Consider the following 16,561-nt stretch of genomic DNA (forward strand, 5'->3'; position numbering starts at 1 on the left):
CATGGCCGTTGCACTCGTCAAGACATGTTAAGCACGCGCTCCACGACCTCCGCCCAGGATCCGCAACGCGCGATCGATCGCCTGCGCATCGGCATCCAGATGCGTGACTGCACGCACGCGCGTCGCACCCATCTCGGTCATGCGCACGCCGCGCGTGGCGAGGTCGCGGACGAAGGTCGCTGCGTTCCGGCCCGTGCCGGCCACATCGAAATACACGAGGTTGGTCTCGACCTCGGCGACATCGATCGCGATGCCCGGCAATGCCGCGAGCCCTTGCGCCAGCCGGCGCGCATTCGCATGGTCATCGGCGAGCCTGGCGATGTGGTGGTCGAGCGCGTACTCGCAGGCCGCGGCGATGATGCCGCCCTGGCGCATCGCACCGCCCCAGCGCAACTTCAGCCGGAACGCTTCTTCGCAGAACGCGCGGGTACCGGCGAGCACCGCGCCGCCCGGTGCGCCGAGGCCCTTGCTGAAATCGATCCAGACCGAATCGAAACCGTGCGCGTAGTCGGCCGCGGAGAAGCCGCTGGCGACGCAGGCATTGAGCAGGCGCGCGCCATCCATATGCGTCGAGAGAGCGACCTCGCGCGCGACCGAAGCGACTTCATTCAGGACCGGCAATGGCCAAACCGCGCCGCCGCCGAGGTTCGAGGTCTGCTCGACGACGACCAGACGCTGACGCGGCGCGTAGGGCCGGTCCGTGCGGATCGCCGCGCGCAGCTGCACCGCGTCGAAGATGCCGCGGCGGCCGGCCAGCGGCTGGATCATCACGCCGGCGAGCGCGGCAGGGCCGCCGCCCTCGAAACCGATAATGTGCGAGGTCGCATCGCAGATCACTTCCTCGCCGGGCCGGCAGTGCACGGCGAGCGCGATCTCGTTCGCCATTGTGCCGGACGGCAGGAACACCGCGGCCTCCTTGCCGAGCAGCTCGGCACAGCGAACGAGCAGCCGATTGACGGTGGGGTCTTCGTGCGCGCGCTCGTCGCCAACTTCGGCGGCGGCCATGGTCGCGCGCATCGCTGCAGTGGGCCGTGTCTTGGTGTCGCTGGCGAGATCGATCAGCTCGGCCGGCATGCGCGGCGCCCCTGGAGTCTGTTGACCAGAGCGCATCGTAGCCCGCGCGGGGCGCGACGGGTGAAAGCCCGGCGGGCAGGTACGCCGAACGGCACGGCGCTTTGAACCTGCTTCAGTTCAAATGGGCATCGACCAGCACGCGTGCGGCTTTCGCGATCGCCGCGACCGGCCCCGTGTTGTTCGGAAAGGTCAATCGCGTCTGATAGCCGCCTTCCATCAGCAGCATCAGCGCGTCGCCGAGCGCTTCGGGCTCGCGCGCGCCGGCCTCGCGCGCCAGCTTGCGCAGACGCTTGCGGATCTCGGACTTGTAGCTGTGCACGATTTCACCGAGCGTCTGGTTGTCTTCAGGTATCTCGACCGCCGCATTGCCGAGCGGACAGCCGCGGCTTACCTTGCAGCCGCAATCGGATGACGCCCTGATTCGCGCGAGATCGAGGAACGCATCGAACAATGCCTCGATCTGCCGGCGCGGATGGCCCGCGTCGGCCACGACCGCTCCGTCCCACCAGGCCCAGTATTCCTTTTCCTGATCGCGCAGGTATTCGGCAACGAGGTCGTCCTTGGACGGGAAGCTCCGGTAGAAGCTCATCTTGTTCGTGCCCGCCTCGCTTGCGATCGCGTCGACGCCGACCGCACGGATGCCGTGGCGATAGAAAAGCTCGCAGGCCGTATCGAAGATGCGGTCGCGAACACGCGGTCTGCCCGGCACCGCGCCTTTCGCGGCGGGACCGGCGGAAACCCTGACGTTCATCGAAACCTCCTCTTGACACGTTACTTACCGGTAACTATTCTAATGTTACTGACCGGTAACGCACGCATTGTGCGGCAACCGCCATCAATGTCAAGCCGCAGTGCCGCACCGGATTCGCTGATGTCCAGCAACCGGAGCCGCTGCTCCACATCAAGAAGTCCAGGGACGCCATCATGCGCATCGAACGATATTCGGCCCTTCTCATCGTACTTATCGCCCTGCTTTCCGGCTGCGCGCGCTCCACGGCCACGCCGAACGCGGCCGCGGCGCCCGCTCCGGAGGTGTCGGTGGCGACCGTCATCTCGAAGCCGCTGCGCGACTGGGAGGAATTCAGCGGCCGGCTGCAGGCGGTGGACACCGTCGAGATCCGGCCGCGCGTCAGCGGCTTCATCGACTCGGTGAGCTTCACCGAGGGAGCGCGCGTCAAGAAAGGACAGTTGCTGTTCCGCATCGACCCACGCCCGTTCCGCGCCGAAGTGAATCGCCTCGCGGCCGCACTCAAGAGCGCGCGCGCGCAGCAGCAGCTCGCCGCCTCGAACCATGAGCGCGGCAAGCGCCTGCTCACCCAGCACTGGATCTCGCAGCAGGCGTTCGACCAGCTTGCGACGAGCGAGTCCACCAACTCCGATGACGTGGGCGCCGCCGCCGCCGCGCTCGAGGCGGCGCAGCTCAACCTCGAATTCACCGAGGTGCGCTCGCCGATCGAAGGCCGCGCATCGCGCGCGCTGATCACGCCCGGCAACCTCGTTTCCAACGCCAGTCTGCTGACGACCGTGGTCTCCGACGATCCGGTCTACGCCTACTTCGATGCCGACGAGCAGACCTACCTGAAGTTCGCGCGCGGCGCAGCGCGCGACGGCGATGCGCACCGCGCGCAGAGCCCGGTGTTCCTGGGCCTCGTCGACGAGCAAGGCTATCCGCATGAGGGTCGCCTCGATTTCCTCGACAACCAGGTCGATGCGCAAAGCGGCACGATCCGTGGCCGTGCGGTGTTCGACAATCGCGATGGGCGTTTCACGCCCGGCCTGTTCGCGCGGATCAAGCTGGTCGGCGGAGAAAGCCGCAACACCATCCTGATCGACGATCGCGCGGTCGGAACCGATCTCGGCAAGAAGTACGTGCTCGCGCTGAAAGCCGACAACACGCTCGAATACCGGCTCGTGCAACTGGGCGCGGCGATCGACGGCCTGCGCGTGGTCAAGGCCGGTCTCGCCGCGGGCGATGTGATCGTCGTGAACGGCCTGCAGCACGTGAAGCCCGGCATCGCGGTGACGCCGACCAAGGTCGAGATGGCAACGAACAACGTCGGCCTTGCGCAGATCGCCTCGCCGCAAGCGCCGGCCGCAGGCGCGCAGACCGCGTTGACGAACACCCACGCGCAGCGCTGATCACCCACAACAAGAAGAACGCCCCGAACGGAGGCACTCCATGAACCTCTCGCAATTCTTCATCACGCGCCCGGTATTCGCCGGCGTGCTATCGGCTCTGATCCTAATCCTGGGCCTGATCTCGATTCCGGCGCTGCCGATTTCCGAATACCCGGAAGTCGTGCCGCCGACCGTCGTCGTGCGCACGACGTATCCGGGTGCGAATCCGAAAGTCATTGCCGACACCGTCGCCGGCCCGCTCGAACAATCGATCACCGGCGTCGAGGACATGCTCTACCAGTTCTCGCAGGCGACCGCCGACGGCGTGATGACGCTGACCGTCACCTTCAAGCTGGGCACTGACGTCGACAAGGCGCAGGTGCTGGTGCAGAACCGTGTTGCGCAGGCGACACCAAAGCTGCCGCAGGACGTGCAGCGCATCGGCGTGACGGTGAACAAGTCCACGCCCGATATCACGATGGCCGTGTTCATCACCTCGCCGGACGGACGCTACGACCTGAACTACCTGTCCAATTTCATGGTGCTGCACATCAAGGACGAGCTCGCCAAGATCGACGGCGTCGGCGACGTGCAGCAGTTCGGCGGCGGCAACTATTCGATGCGCGTCTGGCTCGATCCGGACAAGGTCGCCGCGCGCGGCTTGACCGCCACCGACATCGCCAACGCGATCCGCGAACAGAACGTGCAGGTCGCCGCGGGCCAGCTCGGCTCGCCGTCGACGCCGACCACGACCGACGGATCGAACAAGCCGAACTTCCAGATCGCGGTGAACACCAAGGGTCGCCTGGTCGATGAGGAGGATTTCGCGAACATCATCATCAAGACCGGCAACGCGGGGCAGATCACGCGCCTGCGTGATGTCGCGCGGGTCGAACTGGGTTCGGACAACTATGCGCTGCGCGCGATGCTCAACAACAAGACCGCGGTCGGCGTCGGCATTTTCCAGCGCCCGGGCAGCAACGCGATCGCGATCTCCGATGCGGTACGCGCGAAGATGGCAGAGCTGAAGAAGTCCTTCCCCGACGGCATCGACTACGACCCCGCCTATGACCCGACCGTGTTCGTGCGAGGCTCGATCGAGGCCGTGTCGCACACACTGCTCGAAGCGATCCTGCTCGTCGTCATCGTCGTCATCGTGTTCCTGCAGACCTGGCGTGCCTCGATCATTCCGCTGCTCGCGGTGCCGGTTTCGCTGATCGGTACGCTGGGCTTCATGCACTTGTTCGGCTTCGGCCTGAACACCTTGTCGCTGTTCGGTCTCGTGCTCGCGATCGGCATCGTGGTCGACGATGCGATCGTTGTGGTCGAGAATGTCGAACGCAATATCAGCGAAGGCCTCGCGCCGGTCGCGGCGACGATGCAGGCGATGAAGGAAGTCACCGGCCCGATCGTCGCGACCGCCTTGGTGTTGTGCGCGGTGTTCCTGCCGACCGCGTTCATCAGTGGTCTCTCCGGCGAGTTCTACAAGCAGTTCGCGCTGACCATCGCGATCAGCACGGTGATCTCCGCGTTCAATTCGCTGACCTTGTCGCCGGCCTTGTCGGCCCTGCTGCTGAAAGCGCATGACACGCCGCCGGATCGGGCGACGCGCGTGCTGAACGCCTCGCTCGGCTGGTTCTTCCGCCCGTTCAACCGCTTCTTCACACGCGCCTCGAACGGCTACGTGCGCGGTGTCGGGCGCGTCCTGCGCGCGAGCTCGATCGCGTTGTTCATCTACGTCGGCCTGATCGGGCTGACCGCGTTCGGTTTCGCGCACACGCCGACCGGCTTCGTGCCGCCGCAGGACAAGCAATACCTGGTCGGCTTCGCGCAGTTGCCGGATGCGGCGACGCTCGACCGCACGACGGACGTGATCAAGCGCATGGGCGATATCGCGCTGAAGACACCGGGCGTCGAATCGGTGCCGGCGTTCCCTGGCCTGTCGATCAACGGTTTCACGAATGCTCCGAACATGGGCATCGCGTTCACGCCGCTGAAGCCGTTCGCCGAACGCCGCGATCCGTCGAAGTCGGCCGGCGGCATCGCGATGGCGATGAACGCACAGTTCGCGAAGATCCAGGATGCGTTCATCGCGATCTTCCCGCCACCGCCGGTACAGGGCCTGGGCACGATCGGCGGCTTCAAGCTGCAGATCGAGGATCGCGCCAACTTCGGCGCCGACGAGCTCTACAAGCAATTGCAGAACGTGATCGCGAAGGCGGGCAAGCGGCCAGAACTCGCCGCGGTGTTCTCGGGGTTCCAGGTCAACGTGCCGCAGATCGAAGTGGATGTCGATCGCGAGAAGGCGAAGTCGGCCGGCGTGCCGCTGCAGAACATCTACGACACGATGCAGATGTATCTGGGCGCGTTGTACGTGAACGACTTCAACCGCTTCGGCCGCACCTACCAGGTCAATGCGCAGGCCGAGCCGGGCTTCCGCCTGCATGCCGACGACATTGGCCGTCTGAAAACGCGCAATGCACGCGGCGACATGATCCCGCTGGCGAGCTTCGTGACCACGCGCGAGACCTCGGGTCCGGATCGCGTGCCGCACTACAACGGCTACCTCGCCGCCGAGATCAATGGCGCCGCCGCACCCGGCTACAGCAGCGGCCAGGCGCAGAAGGCGATCGAGGAAGTGCTCGCGCAGGAATTGCCGAACGGCATGGCCTACGAATGGACCGACCTGACCTACCAGGAATTCCTCGCCGGCAACACGATGGCCTGGATCTTCCCGCTGGTCGTGCTGCTGGTGTTCCTCGTGCTCGCCGCGCAGTACGAGAGCCTGTCGCTGCCGCTCGCGGTGATCCTGATCGTGCCGATGTGCCTGCTCTGTGCGCTCCTCGGTGTGACCGTTTCCGGCGGCGACAACAACATCTTCACGCAGATCGGCCTGATCGTGCTGGTCGGCCTCGCCTGCAAGAACGCGATCCTGATCGTCGAATTCGCACGTGATCGCGAAGCACTGGGCGAATCCGTCTGGCAAGCCGTGCTCGATGCCTGTCGCCTGCGCCTGCGCCCGATCCTGATGACCTCGCTCGCGTTCGTGATGGGCGTGATCCCGCTGGTCACCTCGAGCGGCGCCGGCTCCGAGATGCGTCGCGCGATGGGCGTGGCGGTGTTCTCCGGCATGCTCGGCGTGACCTTCTTCGGCCTGCTGCTGACGCCGGTGTTCTATCTGCTGCTGCGCGGACGCCGCCGCAAGGATGTACCAGCGCAGGACACGGAACGTCTTGCTATTCCCGCAACCCACCACTGATCCCTCGTTCCGGCCGATGCCGGAACGATCCCCCTTACAGGAGAACGCAAACATGACAAGCAAGATCGCTCTCGTCACCGGCGCCACGCGCGGCATCGGTCTCGAAACCGTACGCCAGCTCGCGCAGAACAACGTCCACGTCATCCTCGCCGCGCGCGATCACGGCAAGGGCGTCGCCGCCGCACAGGCGCTGCAAGGCGAAGGCTTGAAGGTCGAAGCGCTCGCGCTGGACGCAAGCGATGAGAAGAGCATCGCCGCAGCCGCGCAAGAAGTCGAAAAGAAGCACGGTCGCCTCGACATCCTCGTCAACAACGCCGGCGTCCTCTTCGACGACCTCGCGAAGAAGCCTTCCGAACAGACGCTCGATGTCTGGCGCAAGACGTTCGACACCAACGTGTTCGGCCTCGTTGCCGTCACCCAGGCGTTTCTGCCGTTGCTCAGGAAGGCGCCAGCCGCGCGCATCGTCAATGTGTCGAGCATCCTCGGCTCGGTCGCACTCAACGCCGACCCGACGTCGCCGATCTATGACTTCAAGGTGCCGGCGTACAACGTGTCCAAGAGCGCCGTGAACGCCTGGACCGTGCAGCTCGCCCACGAGTTGCGCGACAGCACGATCAAGGTCAACGCGATCCATCCGGGCTCGGTGAAGACCGACATGAACAGCCACGGCGATATCGACGTTGTCGAGGGCGCGAAGACCAGCGTCGAACTCGCCCTGATCGGCGCGGACGGCCCGAACGGCAGCTTCTCGCATCTCGGCCAGACCCTGCCCTGGTAAGCGCCGGAGGTCAATCGCAGCTTGCCGGCACGCGGCGTAGACTGCCGCAATGAGTCGAGCGGCGGTTTGCCTGGTTCTGTCGCTCGCCGCCGTCGGCGTTGCCGACGCGGCGAGCGCGTACAGGTGCGTCGGAGCCGACGGTGCGCTGAGTTTCCAGGATCGGCCCTGTCACGCCGGGCAGTCGCAACAACGCATGTACCTGCCCGACACACTGCCGGTCAACGCGACGATTCCGAAGCAGAATGCGGATGCGTCGCCCGCCGAGGAGCCCGTCGTATCTTCCGCACCGCAGGCTCCGCTCGTGTCGCCACCGAGCTTCTTCCTCTGCACGCGCTACGACGGCAGCCGCTATCTCAGCGACGACGGCATCGGCAGTCGCAGCGCGGTGCCGTACGGCATGCTCGGCGGATCGGGCCAGAGCCTGGCGCAGGCCTATGGCGGCCCCAATGGCATCGGCGTTTCCGCACCGGGGTTGCGAACGATTCCGGATATCCCTGCCGCGCAGGCTCCGCTCGCCGGTGCGTATGTCTGGGTCGACGATGAATGCCATCACGCCGATCCCCAGGAAGCGTGTGCCTACCTGCGCAGCCGGATCGACGACGTCGAACACAAGTTGAAGCGCGCATTCAGCGATACCGAAGCGCAACTCAAGGATGAGCGAACTGCGTTGCGCGAACGCATGCGCGGCTGTTGACAAACGCATCGCCACGCGCACGCGGACGCGTTGGCGAATTTCGCGCCAGGGTGCACGAAAGCCAGGCGTGGCGCGGTCTGCGCGACTTGCTCCACATACTTATCCCGAACTCTGTCCACAGCGACTGTGGATAACACGCATACCGCGCGCGTTGACAACCGACGCGCTCATGTTGCACGACGTGATGCGCGCAAATCGCGAGCGCAAAGTCGCAATCCGGGGTTGACGACTCTTCACGCGCATGATCCGCCACCGTGTTGGCAATCCTTGCAACAAAGCGTGCGAAAGCAAGGCGTGGCGCGGTCTGCACGGCTCGCTCCACAGACTTATCCCGCGAGATGTCCACAGGCGCTGTGGATAACGACGCGCGAAACGTGCACAAAACTTACGACAGTGCAAACGCGGGTCGCGGTGCATGTCGCCGCTCGTGCTCGAGCAGCCACTGCTTGGTCGGCAGGCCGCCACCGAAACCGGTCAGCTTGCCGTTTGCGCCGATCACGCGATGGCAGGGCACGATGATCGGCAACGGGTTCGCGCCGTTCGCGGCGCCGACCGCGCGGCTCGCGGAAGGATCACCGATGCGGCGCGCAAGTTCGCCGTAACTGATCGTCTCGCCATACGGAATCCGTGCGAGTTCGTTCCATACGCATCTGCGGAATTCGGTGCCACGCGCGGCCAGTGCGAGATCGAACGTGTGCAAGCGCCCGTCGAAGTACGCTTCGAGCTGCTCGATCGCCGCGCCGAGGTTGCGGCGATCGCGACGCCAATCACGCTTGATGCGCTCGCCCTGGTCTGCGCGAGGGAAATCGATATGGCGCAGGCCGTGTTCGTCCGCGACCAGCAGCAACGGACCGATCGGCGTGTCGAGGTAGTCGTAGTCCATCGCCCCGGAGTCGGTTTCATCAGCGGCAACGAAATCGAACGGCATCAGGGTGTCATGGGCACTCATGAACTTCTCCACAGCAGCATCACTGCGTACGCACGCCAGGGCCGCCATTCTTCGCTCAAGCCCTCGAGTTCGCGCGTGCCCAAGGTCCGTCCCTGCCCGGCCGCGCGGCGCAGGATCAGGTCCGCGGCAGGAAATGCGTCGGGTTGCGCGAGCGCGCGCATCGCGATGTAGTGCGCGGTCCACGGTCCGATGCCGGGCAGCGCGACCAGATCGCGTTCGAATGCAGCCAGTGGCTGCTCGGCGCGGAACTGCACACGGCCTTCCAGCACCGCTTGTGCAAGGCCGCGGATCGTCGCCGCGCGCGCGCGCGTGATGCCCTGTTGTTCAAGCGGCGCGTTCGCGAGCGCCTCCGGCGCCGGGAACAGCGCTGTCAATCCGACCGGCGTGCCTTCCGCGAATGGCGTTCCGTAAGTCGCGGCCACGCGCGCGGCCAGCGTGCGTGCGGCCGCGACGCTGACCTGCTGGCCGAGCACCGCGCGCACCGCGAGTTCGAAACCGTCCCAGGCGCCCGGCAGACGTTGACCGGGCCAGCGCCGGATCAGCGGCTTCATCAGCGCGCTGCGTTGGAACGCGGCCGTGAGGGCGCGCGGGTCCGCGTCGACATCGAACATGCGCTTCACGCGTGCTGCGATCGTGCCGAGCACGCTGCTTTTTGGATGATGCACACGCAACGCGAGCGCGGAGTCGCCCGCGAGCGGCGCGACCGCGAACCAGCCCGGCACGCCATCGATCACGACGCTGCGCCGATAGCCGTCCGCATCAACGACCTCGACGCCAGGAATCGTGCGCCGAGCATAGAATTCCAGTAGATGCACGAAATCGTAGGGCGCGCGATACGGCAGACGCAGCACGAGTTCGTCAGCGGAAGAAGCGGCCAAGGCGCGCCCGCGCCGGATCTCACGCGGCGGCTTGCCGTAGGCCTCGCTGAACGCCGCGTTGAAGCGACGCAGGCTCGCATAGCCGGACGCCTGCGCGATCGCGGTCATCGGCAGCGCGGTTTCGCCGAGCAACTGCTTCGCGAACAGCAGTCGACGCGTCGCCGCGACATCGAGCGGACTCGCGCCGAGTTCCTCGGCGAACACGCGACGCAGATGGCGCTCACCAACGCCCACGCGTGCGGCGAGCTCAGGCAATGACCCATTGTCCAGCGCACCCTGCTCGATCAGGCGCAACGCACCAGCGACCAGCTCGCTCTTCGCCCGATGCAGCGGCGAACCCGGCGCGGCCTCGGGCCGGCAGCGCAGGCACGGCCGGAAGCCTGCCGCGGACGCTGCCGCCGCGCTGTCGTAGTAGCGGATGTTCTGCTGCTTCGGTGACGGCGCGGGACACACTGGCCGGCAATAGATCCCGGTCGAGGTGACCGCGATGAAGAACAGTCCGTCGAAACGCGGATCGCGGGTCAGGCGCGCGCGGTCGCAGGCGCGGTGGTCGAGGTTGCTGGTGTGGGCGGATGGTTGCATGCGCACATGCTAACGCCGATCGAGGGCGCGGACTCGCCGTTTTCGGCTGTCGATGCATCGCCATCCCTGCGCAGGTGTTGGGAGTCGCCCCCGACGCGTGCTTCAAAACCCGTAACGCAAAAATCCGCCATCCACCGCAATGCACTCTCCCGTGATGTAGCTCGCCGCCGGCAGGCACAGGAACGCGACTGCTGACGCGACTTCCTCCGGCTCGCCGATGCGGCCGATCGGCGTGCGCTCCAGCACTTCCTCGAGATAGTCGGTGTCGGCGAGCGGGCCTTCGGTGCGCTGCGTGCGGATGTACCATGGCGCGACCGCGTTGACGCGGATGCCGTCGTCGGCCCATTCGCAGGCGAGATTGCGCGTGAGCTGGTGCAACGCGGCCTTGGCGAGGCCGTACGGCGCGCCGGTGCGCACGTGCGTGAGGCCCGACACCGAGCCGACGTTCACGATCGCCGCGTTGCCGTGTTCGGCGAGGGAGGCATGCGCGAGCCGACACATCTCGAACGCGCTGAGAACGTTCGTCTCGACCAGCGCGCGCACCTCATCAAGCGTGTAGTCGAGCGCCGGCTTCGAGATGTTGGCGCCGACGTTGTTGACCAGCAGCGAGAGTTCGACGTCGAGGTCGGCGATCCAATCGAATATTTCGAGGCGTTGCTCCTGCACGGCAAGGTCGGCATCACAGACGAAGATCTCGCGCTCGGGAAATTCCTCGACCAGTTCGACGCGCGCCTGTTCGAGATGGATTTCGTCGCGCGCTACCAGCAGCAGGTTCGCGCCGAGCGCGGCCAACTCACGCGCGCAGGCAAGGCCGATCCCTTTGCTCGCGCCGGTGACCAGCGCGGTCTTGCCATCGAGCCGCCAGCGTGACGGGTTCGTCATCAGCGCATCCTCCCGCTTGTTCCGATCGACTGTGCGGCGCAGACTTTAGCGGATACCGACGCGCCTGGAGCACGCCATGTTCCGTTCCACTCTGATCAAAGCGGGCTCGATCAAGGCCGGCCTCATTCTCGCCAGCCTGCTTGCGCTCGCCGCCTGCGGAAGCCACAAGGCGGCGGACACCGACGCGGCGAACCCCGCCCCTGCCGAACAGCCCGCACAGGCGAAGCAGAAGACCGTGTTCGATGACCAGCTGAAGGCGCTGGAAAAGGCGAAAGCGGTCGAGAAGCAGCTGCAGGAAGACAAGGAAAAGCGGGACAAGGCGATGCAGGAGCAAGGCGGTTAGCCATCTGCGCCGTCCCCACCCAGCCGTTCCTGGCAGGGGAGGACTTCAAGACAACGGCTGGTCGTAGGAGCGGCTTCAGCCGCGATGCCTTTGCATGACCTGCGCACGGTGTTGGCCGTAGAGAAAGAGCATCGCGGCTGAAGTCGCTCCTGCGGTTTCTCTTTTGGTGCAGTGCCCCTTTGCGTCGCGACGACGCAAGGACTAGGCTGGCAGGCAGCAGTTCCTTCGGTCTCAGCCAGGAGCCTGTAGTGCAGCCGACTGATATTCGCGATCCCGCGTATTTCCACAAAGTCGTCGATTGCCAGTGGGCCTGCCCGGCCCATACTCCGGTCCCCGAATACATCCGCCTGATAGCGGCCGGCCGCTATTCCGACGCGTACATGGTCAACTGGAAGTCGAACGTGTTCCCGGGAATCCTCGGGCGCACCTGCGATCGTCCCTGCGAGCCGGCCTGTCGGCGCGGTCGCGTCGAGGAAAGCGGCGGCAAACCCGAGCCGGTTGCGATCTGCCGACTGAAGCGCGTCGCGGCCGATCTCAAGGACGACATCCGCGATCGCCTGCCGAAACCGGCGACAACGAAGAACGGCAAGCGCGTTGCCTGCATCGGTGCCGGACCGGCTTCGCTGACCGTCGCGCGCGATCTCGCGCCGCTCGGCTACCAGGTCACCGTGTTCGAGGCCGATGCGAAGGCCGGCGGCTTCATGCGCACGCAGGTGCCGCGCTTCCGCCTGCCCGAGGAAGTCATCGACGAGGAAACCGGCTACATCCTCGATCTCGGCGTCGAGTTCGTCGGCGGACGCCGCATCGATTCGATGCGCGCGCTGCTCGCGGAGAACTACGACGCGGTGTTTGTCGGCTGCGGCGCACCGCGCGGGCGCGATCTCGATCTGCCAGGGCGCCAGGAAGCGGCCGAGCAGATCCATATCGGTCTCGACTGGCTCGCCTCGGTGTATTTCGAGCACGTCAAGAAAGTCGGCAAGCGCGTGATCGTGCTCGGCGGCGGCAATACCGCGATGGACTGTTGTCGTTCGGCGCGCCGGCTCGGTGGCGAGGACGTCAAGGTCATCGTGCGCTCGGGCTTTGAGGAAATGAAGGCCTCGCCGTGGGAGAAGGAGGATGCGATGCACGAAGGCATCCCGATCCTCAACTACATGGTGCCGAAGACTTACGTACACGAGAACGGCCGGTTGACCGGCATGACCTTCGAGCACGTGCGCGCCGAGCACGATGCGAACGGGCGGCGCTCGCTGGTGCCGACCGGCGAACCCGACACGCTGGTCGAATGCGACGAGGTGCTGATCGCGGTCGGCCAGGCGAATGCGTTTCCGTGGATCGAACGCGACCTCGGTATCGCGTTCGACGCGAAGTGGGACATGCCGGTGGTCGACAAGACCACGATGCAGTCGAGCCTGTCGAAGGTGTTCTTCGGTGGCGACGCCGCGTTCGGCCCTAAGAACATCATCTGGGCCGTCGCACACGGCCACGAAGCCGCGGTGTCGATCGACAAGCTGCTCAATGGCGAGGACGTGCACGACCGACCGCCGCCGATGACCAATCTGATTTCGCAGAAGATGGGCATCCACGAGTGGAGCTACGACAACGACATCGCGCCGGACCAGCGCTACAAGGTGCCGTGGGCCGACGCCGGCAAGACGCTGAAGAGCATCAAGCTCGAAGTCGAACTCGGCTTCGATGCGGAGACGGCGTGGAAGGAAGCGCAGCGCTGCCTGAACTGCGACGTGCAGACCGTGTTCACCGACAAGCTGTGCATCGAATGCGATGCCTGCGTCGACATCTGCCCGATGGACTGCATCACGTTCACGCAAAACGGCGACGAGGCGGACCTGCGCCAGCGCCTCTCCGCACAGGCGCTGAACGCGGAGCAGGATCTCTACGTGTCCGGCACGCTCAAGACCGGACGCATCATGGCCAAGGACGAGGACGTCTGCCTGCACTGCGGCCTGTGCGCCGAGCGCTGCCCGACCGGTGCCTGGGACATGCAGAAGTTCCTGCTCGAGATGACGGATGCAGGTCCGGCCTGTCACAAGGCCGTGGCGAGGACGAAGGCCGCATGAAGACGATCGCCGCCACCAACGACTTCGTCATCAAGTTCGCGAACGTCAACGGCTCGGGTTCGGCCTCGGCGAACGAGCTGTTCGCGAAGGCGATCCTGCGCATGGGCGTGCCGGTCAGTCCGCGCAACATCTTTCCGTCGAACATCCAGGGCCTGCCGACCTGGTACGAGGTGCGCGTCAACGAAAACGGCTGGCTCGGCCGGCGCGGCGGTGTCGACCTGATGGTCGCGATGAATCCGCAGACCTGGGACGCGGACCTCAAGGAAATCGAGCCAGGCGGCTACCTCTTCTACGATTCCACGCGGCCGCTGCCGAAATCGAAGTTCCGTGACGATGTGCAGGTCATCGGTGTGCCACTGACCGAAATCTGCAACCACACCTGGAGCGACCCTCGCCAGCGCCAGCTGTTCAAGAACATCATGTATGTCGGCGCCCTGTCGCTGCTGCTCGACATCGACATCGCGGTCATCGAGCAATTGATCGGCGAGCAGTACAAGGGCAAGGAGAAATTGCTCGACGCGAACAAGCAGGCGCTGCATCTCGGCCGCGACTATGTGCAGTCGCGGCTCGCGCATCCACTCGGGTTGCGCGTTCGCAGGGCGGACGCGGTCGGCGACCGCATCTTCGTCGACGGCAACAGCGCTGCCGCGCTCGGCTGCGTGTACGGCGGTGCGACCGTGTGCGCCTGGTATCCGATCACACCGTCCTCGTCGCTGGCCGAAGCGTTCCAGAAGTACTGCATGAAGTATCGCGTCGAGCCCGGGACGGGTCCGAACGAGCACGCCGCGAACAAATTCGCGGTCGTGCAGGCCGAAGACGAGATCGCCTCGATCGGCATGGTTGTCGGCGCCGGTTGGAATGGCGCGCGCGCGTTCACCACGACCGCGGGGCCGGGCATCTCGTTGATGACCGAATTCATCGGCCTCGCCTATTTCGCCGAGATCCCAGCCACGATCATCAATGTGCAGCGCGGCGGTCCGTCGACCGGCATGCCGACGCGCACCCAGCAGTCGGATCTGATCGCCTGCGCCTACGCCTCGCACGGCGACACCAAGCATGTGCTGCTGTTCCCCGAAGATCCGCACGAGTGCTTCGAGTTCGCCGCGCAGGCGCTCGATCTCGCCGACCGGCTGCAGACGCCGATCTTCGTGATGAGCGATCTCGATATCGGCATGAACCAGCGCCTGTGCGCGCCATTCACGTGGGACGACACGCGCCAGTACGATCGCGGCAAGGTGATGAGCGCCATTGAGCTTGAGGCCGGCAAGGACTTCGGCCGCTACAAGGACGTCGACGGCGACGGTATCCCGTACCGCACCTACCCGGGCGCGCACCCGAGCCGCGGCGCGTATTTCACGCGCGGCACCTCGCGCGATCCGTACGCGCGCTATTCCGAGCGCGGTTCGGACTACGTCTACAACATGCAGCGCCTGCTGACGAAGTTCGACAGCGCGAAGGCAATGGTTCCGCAGCCGCTGCTGCGCGAAGCGAAGCACAAGACCCGCTACGGCGCGATCCATTTCGGCTCGACCGGGCCGGCAATGGACGAGGCGATCACCGTGCTGGAAGCCAGCGGCATGCATTTGGACACGCTGCGCATCCGCGCATTTCCGTTCGCCGATTCCGTCGCGGGCTTTGTTGCCGCACATGAGCGCGTATTCGTCGTCGAGCAGAACCGCGACAGCCAGTTGCGCTCGATGCTGGTCAACGAGTTCGGCATCGATCCTGCGCGACTGGTGCCGATCCTGCACTACGACGGCACGCCGATCACCGCGCGCTTCATCGCGGGCGCAATCGGCGCGCACATGCGCGCGCCTCACGTCGAATCGATCCAGCCAGGCAAGGTGGCGCACGCATGACCTACATTGCCAAACCCAAGCTGCACCATCCGAACCTCGGCTGCAACGCAATCGGTTTCACGCGCCGCGACTACGAGGGCAAGATCTCGACGCTGTGCGCCGGCTGCGGCCACGACTCGATCTCGGCCGCGATCATCCACGCCTGCTGGGAGCTTTCGATCGAGCCGCATCGCATTGCCAAACTGTCCGGCATCGGCTGCAGCTCGAAGACGCCGGATTACTTCCTCGGCCAGTCGCACGGTTTCAACACCGTGCACGGGCGCATGCCTTCGGTCTTGACCGGCGCGAGCCTCGCGAACCGCGATCTGGTCTACCTCGGCGTGTCCGGTGACGGCGATTCTGCGTCGATCGGCATCGGCCAGTTCGTGCACGCGATCCGGCGCGGCGTGAACATGGTCTACATCGTCGAGAACAACGGCGTGTACGGGCTGACCAAGGGCCAGTTCTCCGCGACCGCTGACCAGGGTTCGATGTCGAAGAAAGGCGTCGCCAACACCGATGCGCCGATCGACCTGGTCGGCCTGGCGATGCAGCTCGGCGCAAGCTTCGTCGCGCGCGGCTTCTCGGGCGACAAGCAGCAGCTGGTGCCGCTGATCAAGGCCGCGATCGCGCACCAAGGCGCCGCGTTCCTCGACGTGATCAGCCCCTGCGTCGCGTTCAACAACCACGCCGGCAGCACCAAGAGCTACGAATACGTGCGCGAGCACAACGACGCGGTCAACCAGCTCGACTACATCGCGCCGCGCGCGGAAATCAGCATCGACTACGCGCCGGGCGAGGTCGTCGAGGTCGAACAGCACGATGGCAGCGTGCTGCGCCTGCGCAAGCTTGACGCCGCCTACGACCCTGGCGACCGCATCGCCGCGATGAACTACGTGCATGCGCACCAGGCGCGCGGCGAGGTCGTCACCGGCCTGCTCTACGTCGACAAGGACCCGCACGACCTGCACCAGCACCTCAACACGGTCGCGACGCCGTTCAATGCGCTGTCGGCGAAGGAGCTCTGTCCGGGCAAGGCAACGCTGGACAAGATCAACTCGGCTCTGCGCTGACAAAAAATTTATTTATCG

General features: G+C 65.5%; 13 protein-coding genes. 8 read left to right on the forward strand and 5 right to left on the reverse strand.

Annotation, left to right across the window (positions count from 1 at the left end):
- Nucleotides 1–27: 27 nt before the first annotated feature.
- A complete protein-coding gene (locus ABD002_RS19250) occupies nt 28–1,074 on the reverse strand; it encodes a threonine aldolase family protein (RefSeq protein WP_343794174.1) in 1,047 nt (348 codons plus the stop codon).
- A gap of 112 nt (nt 1,075–1,186) precedes the next feature.
- A complete protein-coding gene (locus tag ABD002_RS19255; RefSeq protein ID WP_343794176.1) occupies nt 1,187–1,825 on the reverse strand; it encodes a TetR/AcrR family transcriptional regulator in 639 nt (212 codons plus the stop codon).
- Nucleotides 1,826–1,998: 173 nt separating this feature from the next.
- Between ABD002_RS19255 and ABD002_RS19260 the strand changes: the two genes are divergently transcribed.
- The 4 genes from ABD002_RS19260 to ABD002_RS19275 are packed head-to-tail and all read left to right on the forward strand — an operon-like array spanning nt 1,999 to nt 7,923.
- On the forward strand, nt 1,999–3,213 hold the full coding sequence (locus tag ABD002_RS19260; RefSeq protein ID WP_343794178.1) for an efflux RND transporter periplasmic adaptor subunit: 1,215 nt from the start codon (nt 1,999–2,001) through the stop codon (nt 3,211–3,213).
- A gap of 40 nt (nt 3,214–3,253) precedes the next feature.
- On the forward strand, nt 3,254–6,451 hold the full coding sequence (locus tag ABD002_RS19265) for an efflux RND transporter permease subunit (RefSeq protein ID WP_343794180.1): 3,198 nt from the start codon (nt 3,254–3,256) through the stop codon (nt 6,449–6,451).
- A gap of 52 nt (nt 6,452–6,503) precedes the next feature.
- On the forward strand, nt 6,504–7,229 hold the full coding sequence (locus ABD002_RS19270; protein WP_343794182.1) for an SDR family oxidoreductase: 726 nt from the start codon (nt 6,504–6,506) through the stop codon (nt 7,227–7,229).
- Nucleotides 7,230–7,278: 49 nt separating this feature from the next.
- Nucleotides 7,279–7,923: a hypothetical protein gene (locus ABD002_RS19275; RefSeq protein WP_343794184.1), complete on the forward strand. Its 645-nt coding sequence runs from the start codon at nt 7,279–7,281 to the stop codon at nt 7,921–7,923.
- 385 nt (nt 7,924–8,308) lie between these two features.
- Here the strand turns inward: ABD002_RS19275 and ABD002_RS19280 are convergent, their stop codons facing one another.
- From ABD002_RS19280 to ABD002_RS19290, 3 genes are all read right to left on the reverse strand, one after another.
- Nucleotides 8,309–8,806, reverse strand: coding sequence for a methylated-DNA--[protein]-cysteine S-methyltransferase (locus ABD002_RS19280; RefSeq protein WP_343794250.1), 498 nt, complete (start codon nt 8,804–8,806; stop codon nt 8,309–8,311).
- A gap of 62 nt (nt 8,807–8,868) precedes the next feature.
- Nucleotides 8,869–10,332, reverse strand: a complete 1,464-nt coding sequence (locus tag ABD002_RS19285; protein ID WP_343794186.1) for an AlkA N-terminal domain-containing protein — start codon at nt 10,330–10,332, stop codon at nt 8,869–8,871.
- A gap of 102 nt (nt 10,333–10,434) precedes the next feature.
- Nucleotides 10,435–11,214 (reverse strand): SDR family oxidoreductase, encoded by a 780-nt coding sequence (locus tag ABD002_RS19290; RefSeq protein ID WP_343794188.1) that lies wholly within the window; start codon nt 11,212–11,214, stop codon nt 10,435–10,437.
- Between the two features lie 76 nt (nt 11,215–11,290).
- Between ABD002_RS19290 and ABD002_RS19295 the strand changes: the two genes are divergently transcribed.
- The 4 genes from ABD002_RS19295 to ABD002_RS19310 all read left to right on the forward strand — a co-directional run bounded on the left by ABD002_RS19295 (nt 11,291) and on the right by ABD002_RS19310 (nt 16,543).
- Nucleotides 11,291–11,557, forward strand: a complete 267-nt coding sequence (locus tag ABD002_RS19295) for a hypothetical protein (RefSeq protein ID WP_343794190.1) — start codon at nt 11,291–11,293, stop codon at nt 11,555–11,557.
- Nucleotides 11,558–11,805: 248 nt separating this feature from the next.
- The gene (locus tag ABD002_RS19300; protein ID WP_343794192.1) at nt 11,806–13,632 is read left to right on the forward strand and encodes an FAD-dependent oxidoreductase; all 1,827 of its coding nucleotides are present in this window, start codon (nt 11,806–11,808) and stop codon (nt 13,630–13,632) included.
- Nucleotides 13,629–15,491, forward strand: a complete 1,863-nt coding sequence (locus ABD002_RS19305; protein ID WP_343794194.1) for a 2-oxoacid:acceptor oxidoreductase subunit alpha — start codon at nt 13,629–13,631, stop codon at nt 15,489–15,491. Before ABD002_RS19300 ends, ABD002_RS19305 begins: the two co-directional genes overlap by 4 nt.
- Nucleotides 15,488–16,543, forward strand: a complete 1,056-nt coding sequence (locus tag ABD002_RS19310) for a 2-oxoacid:ferredoxin oxidoreductase subunit beta (RefSeq protein ID WP_343794196.1) — start codon at nt 15,488–15,490, stop codon at nt 16,541–16,543. Before ABD002_RS19305 ends, ABD002_RS19310 begins: the two co-directional genes overlap by 4 nt.
- The last annotated feature ends 18 nt before the right edge of the window (nt 16,544–16,561 follow it).

This window comes from Dokdonella soli (assembly GCF_039523175.1).
Taxonomy (GTDB): domain Bacteria; phylum Pseudomonadota; class Gammaproteobacteria; order Xanthomonadales; family Rhodanobacteraceae; genus Dokdonella_A; species Dokdonella_A soli.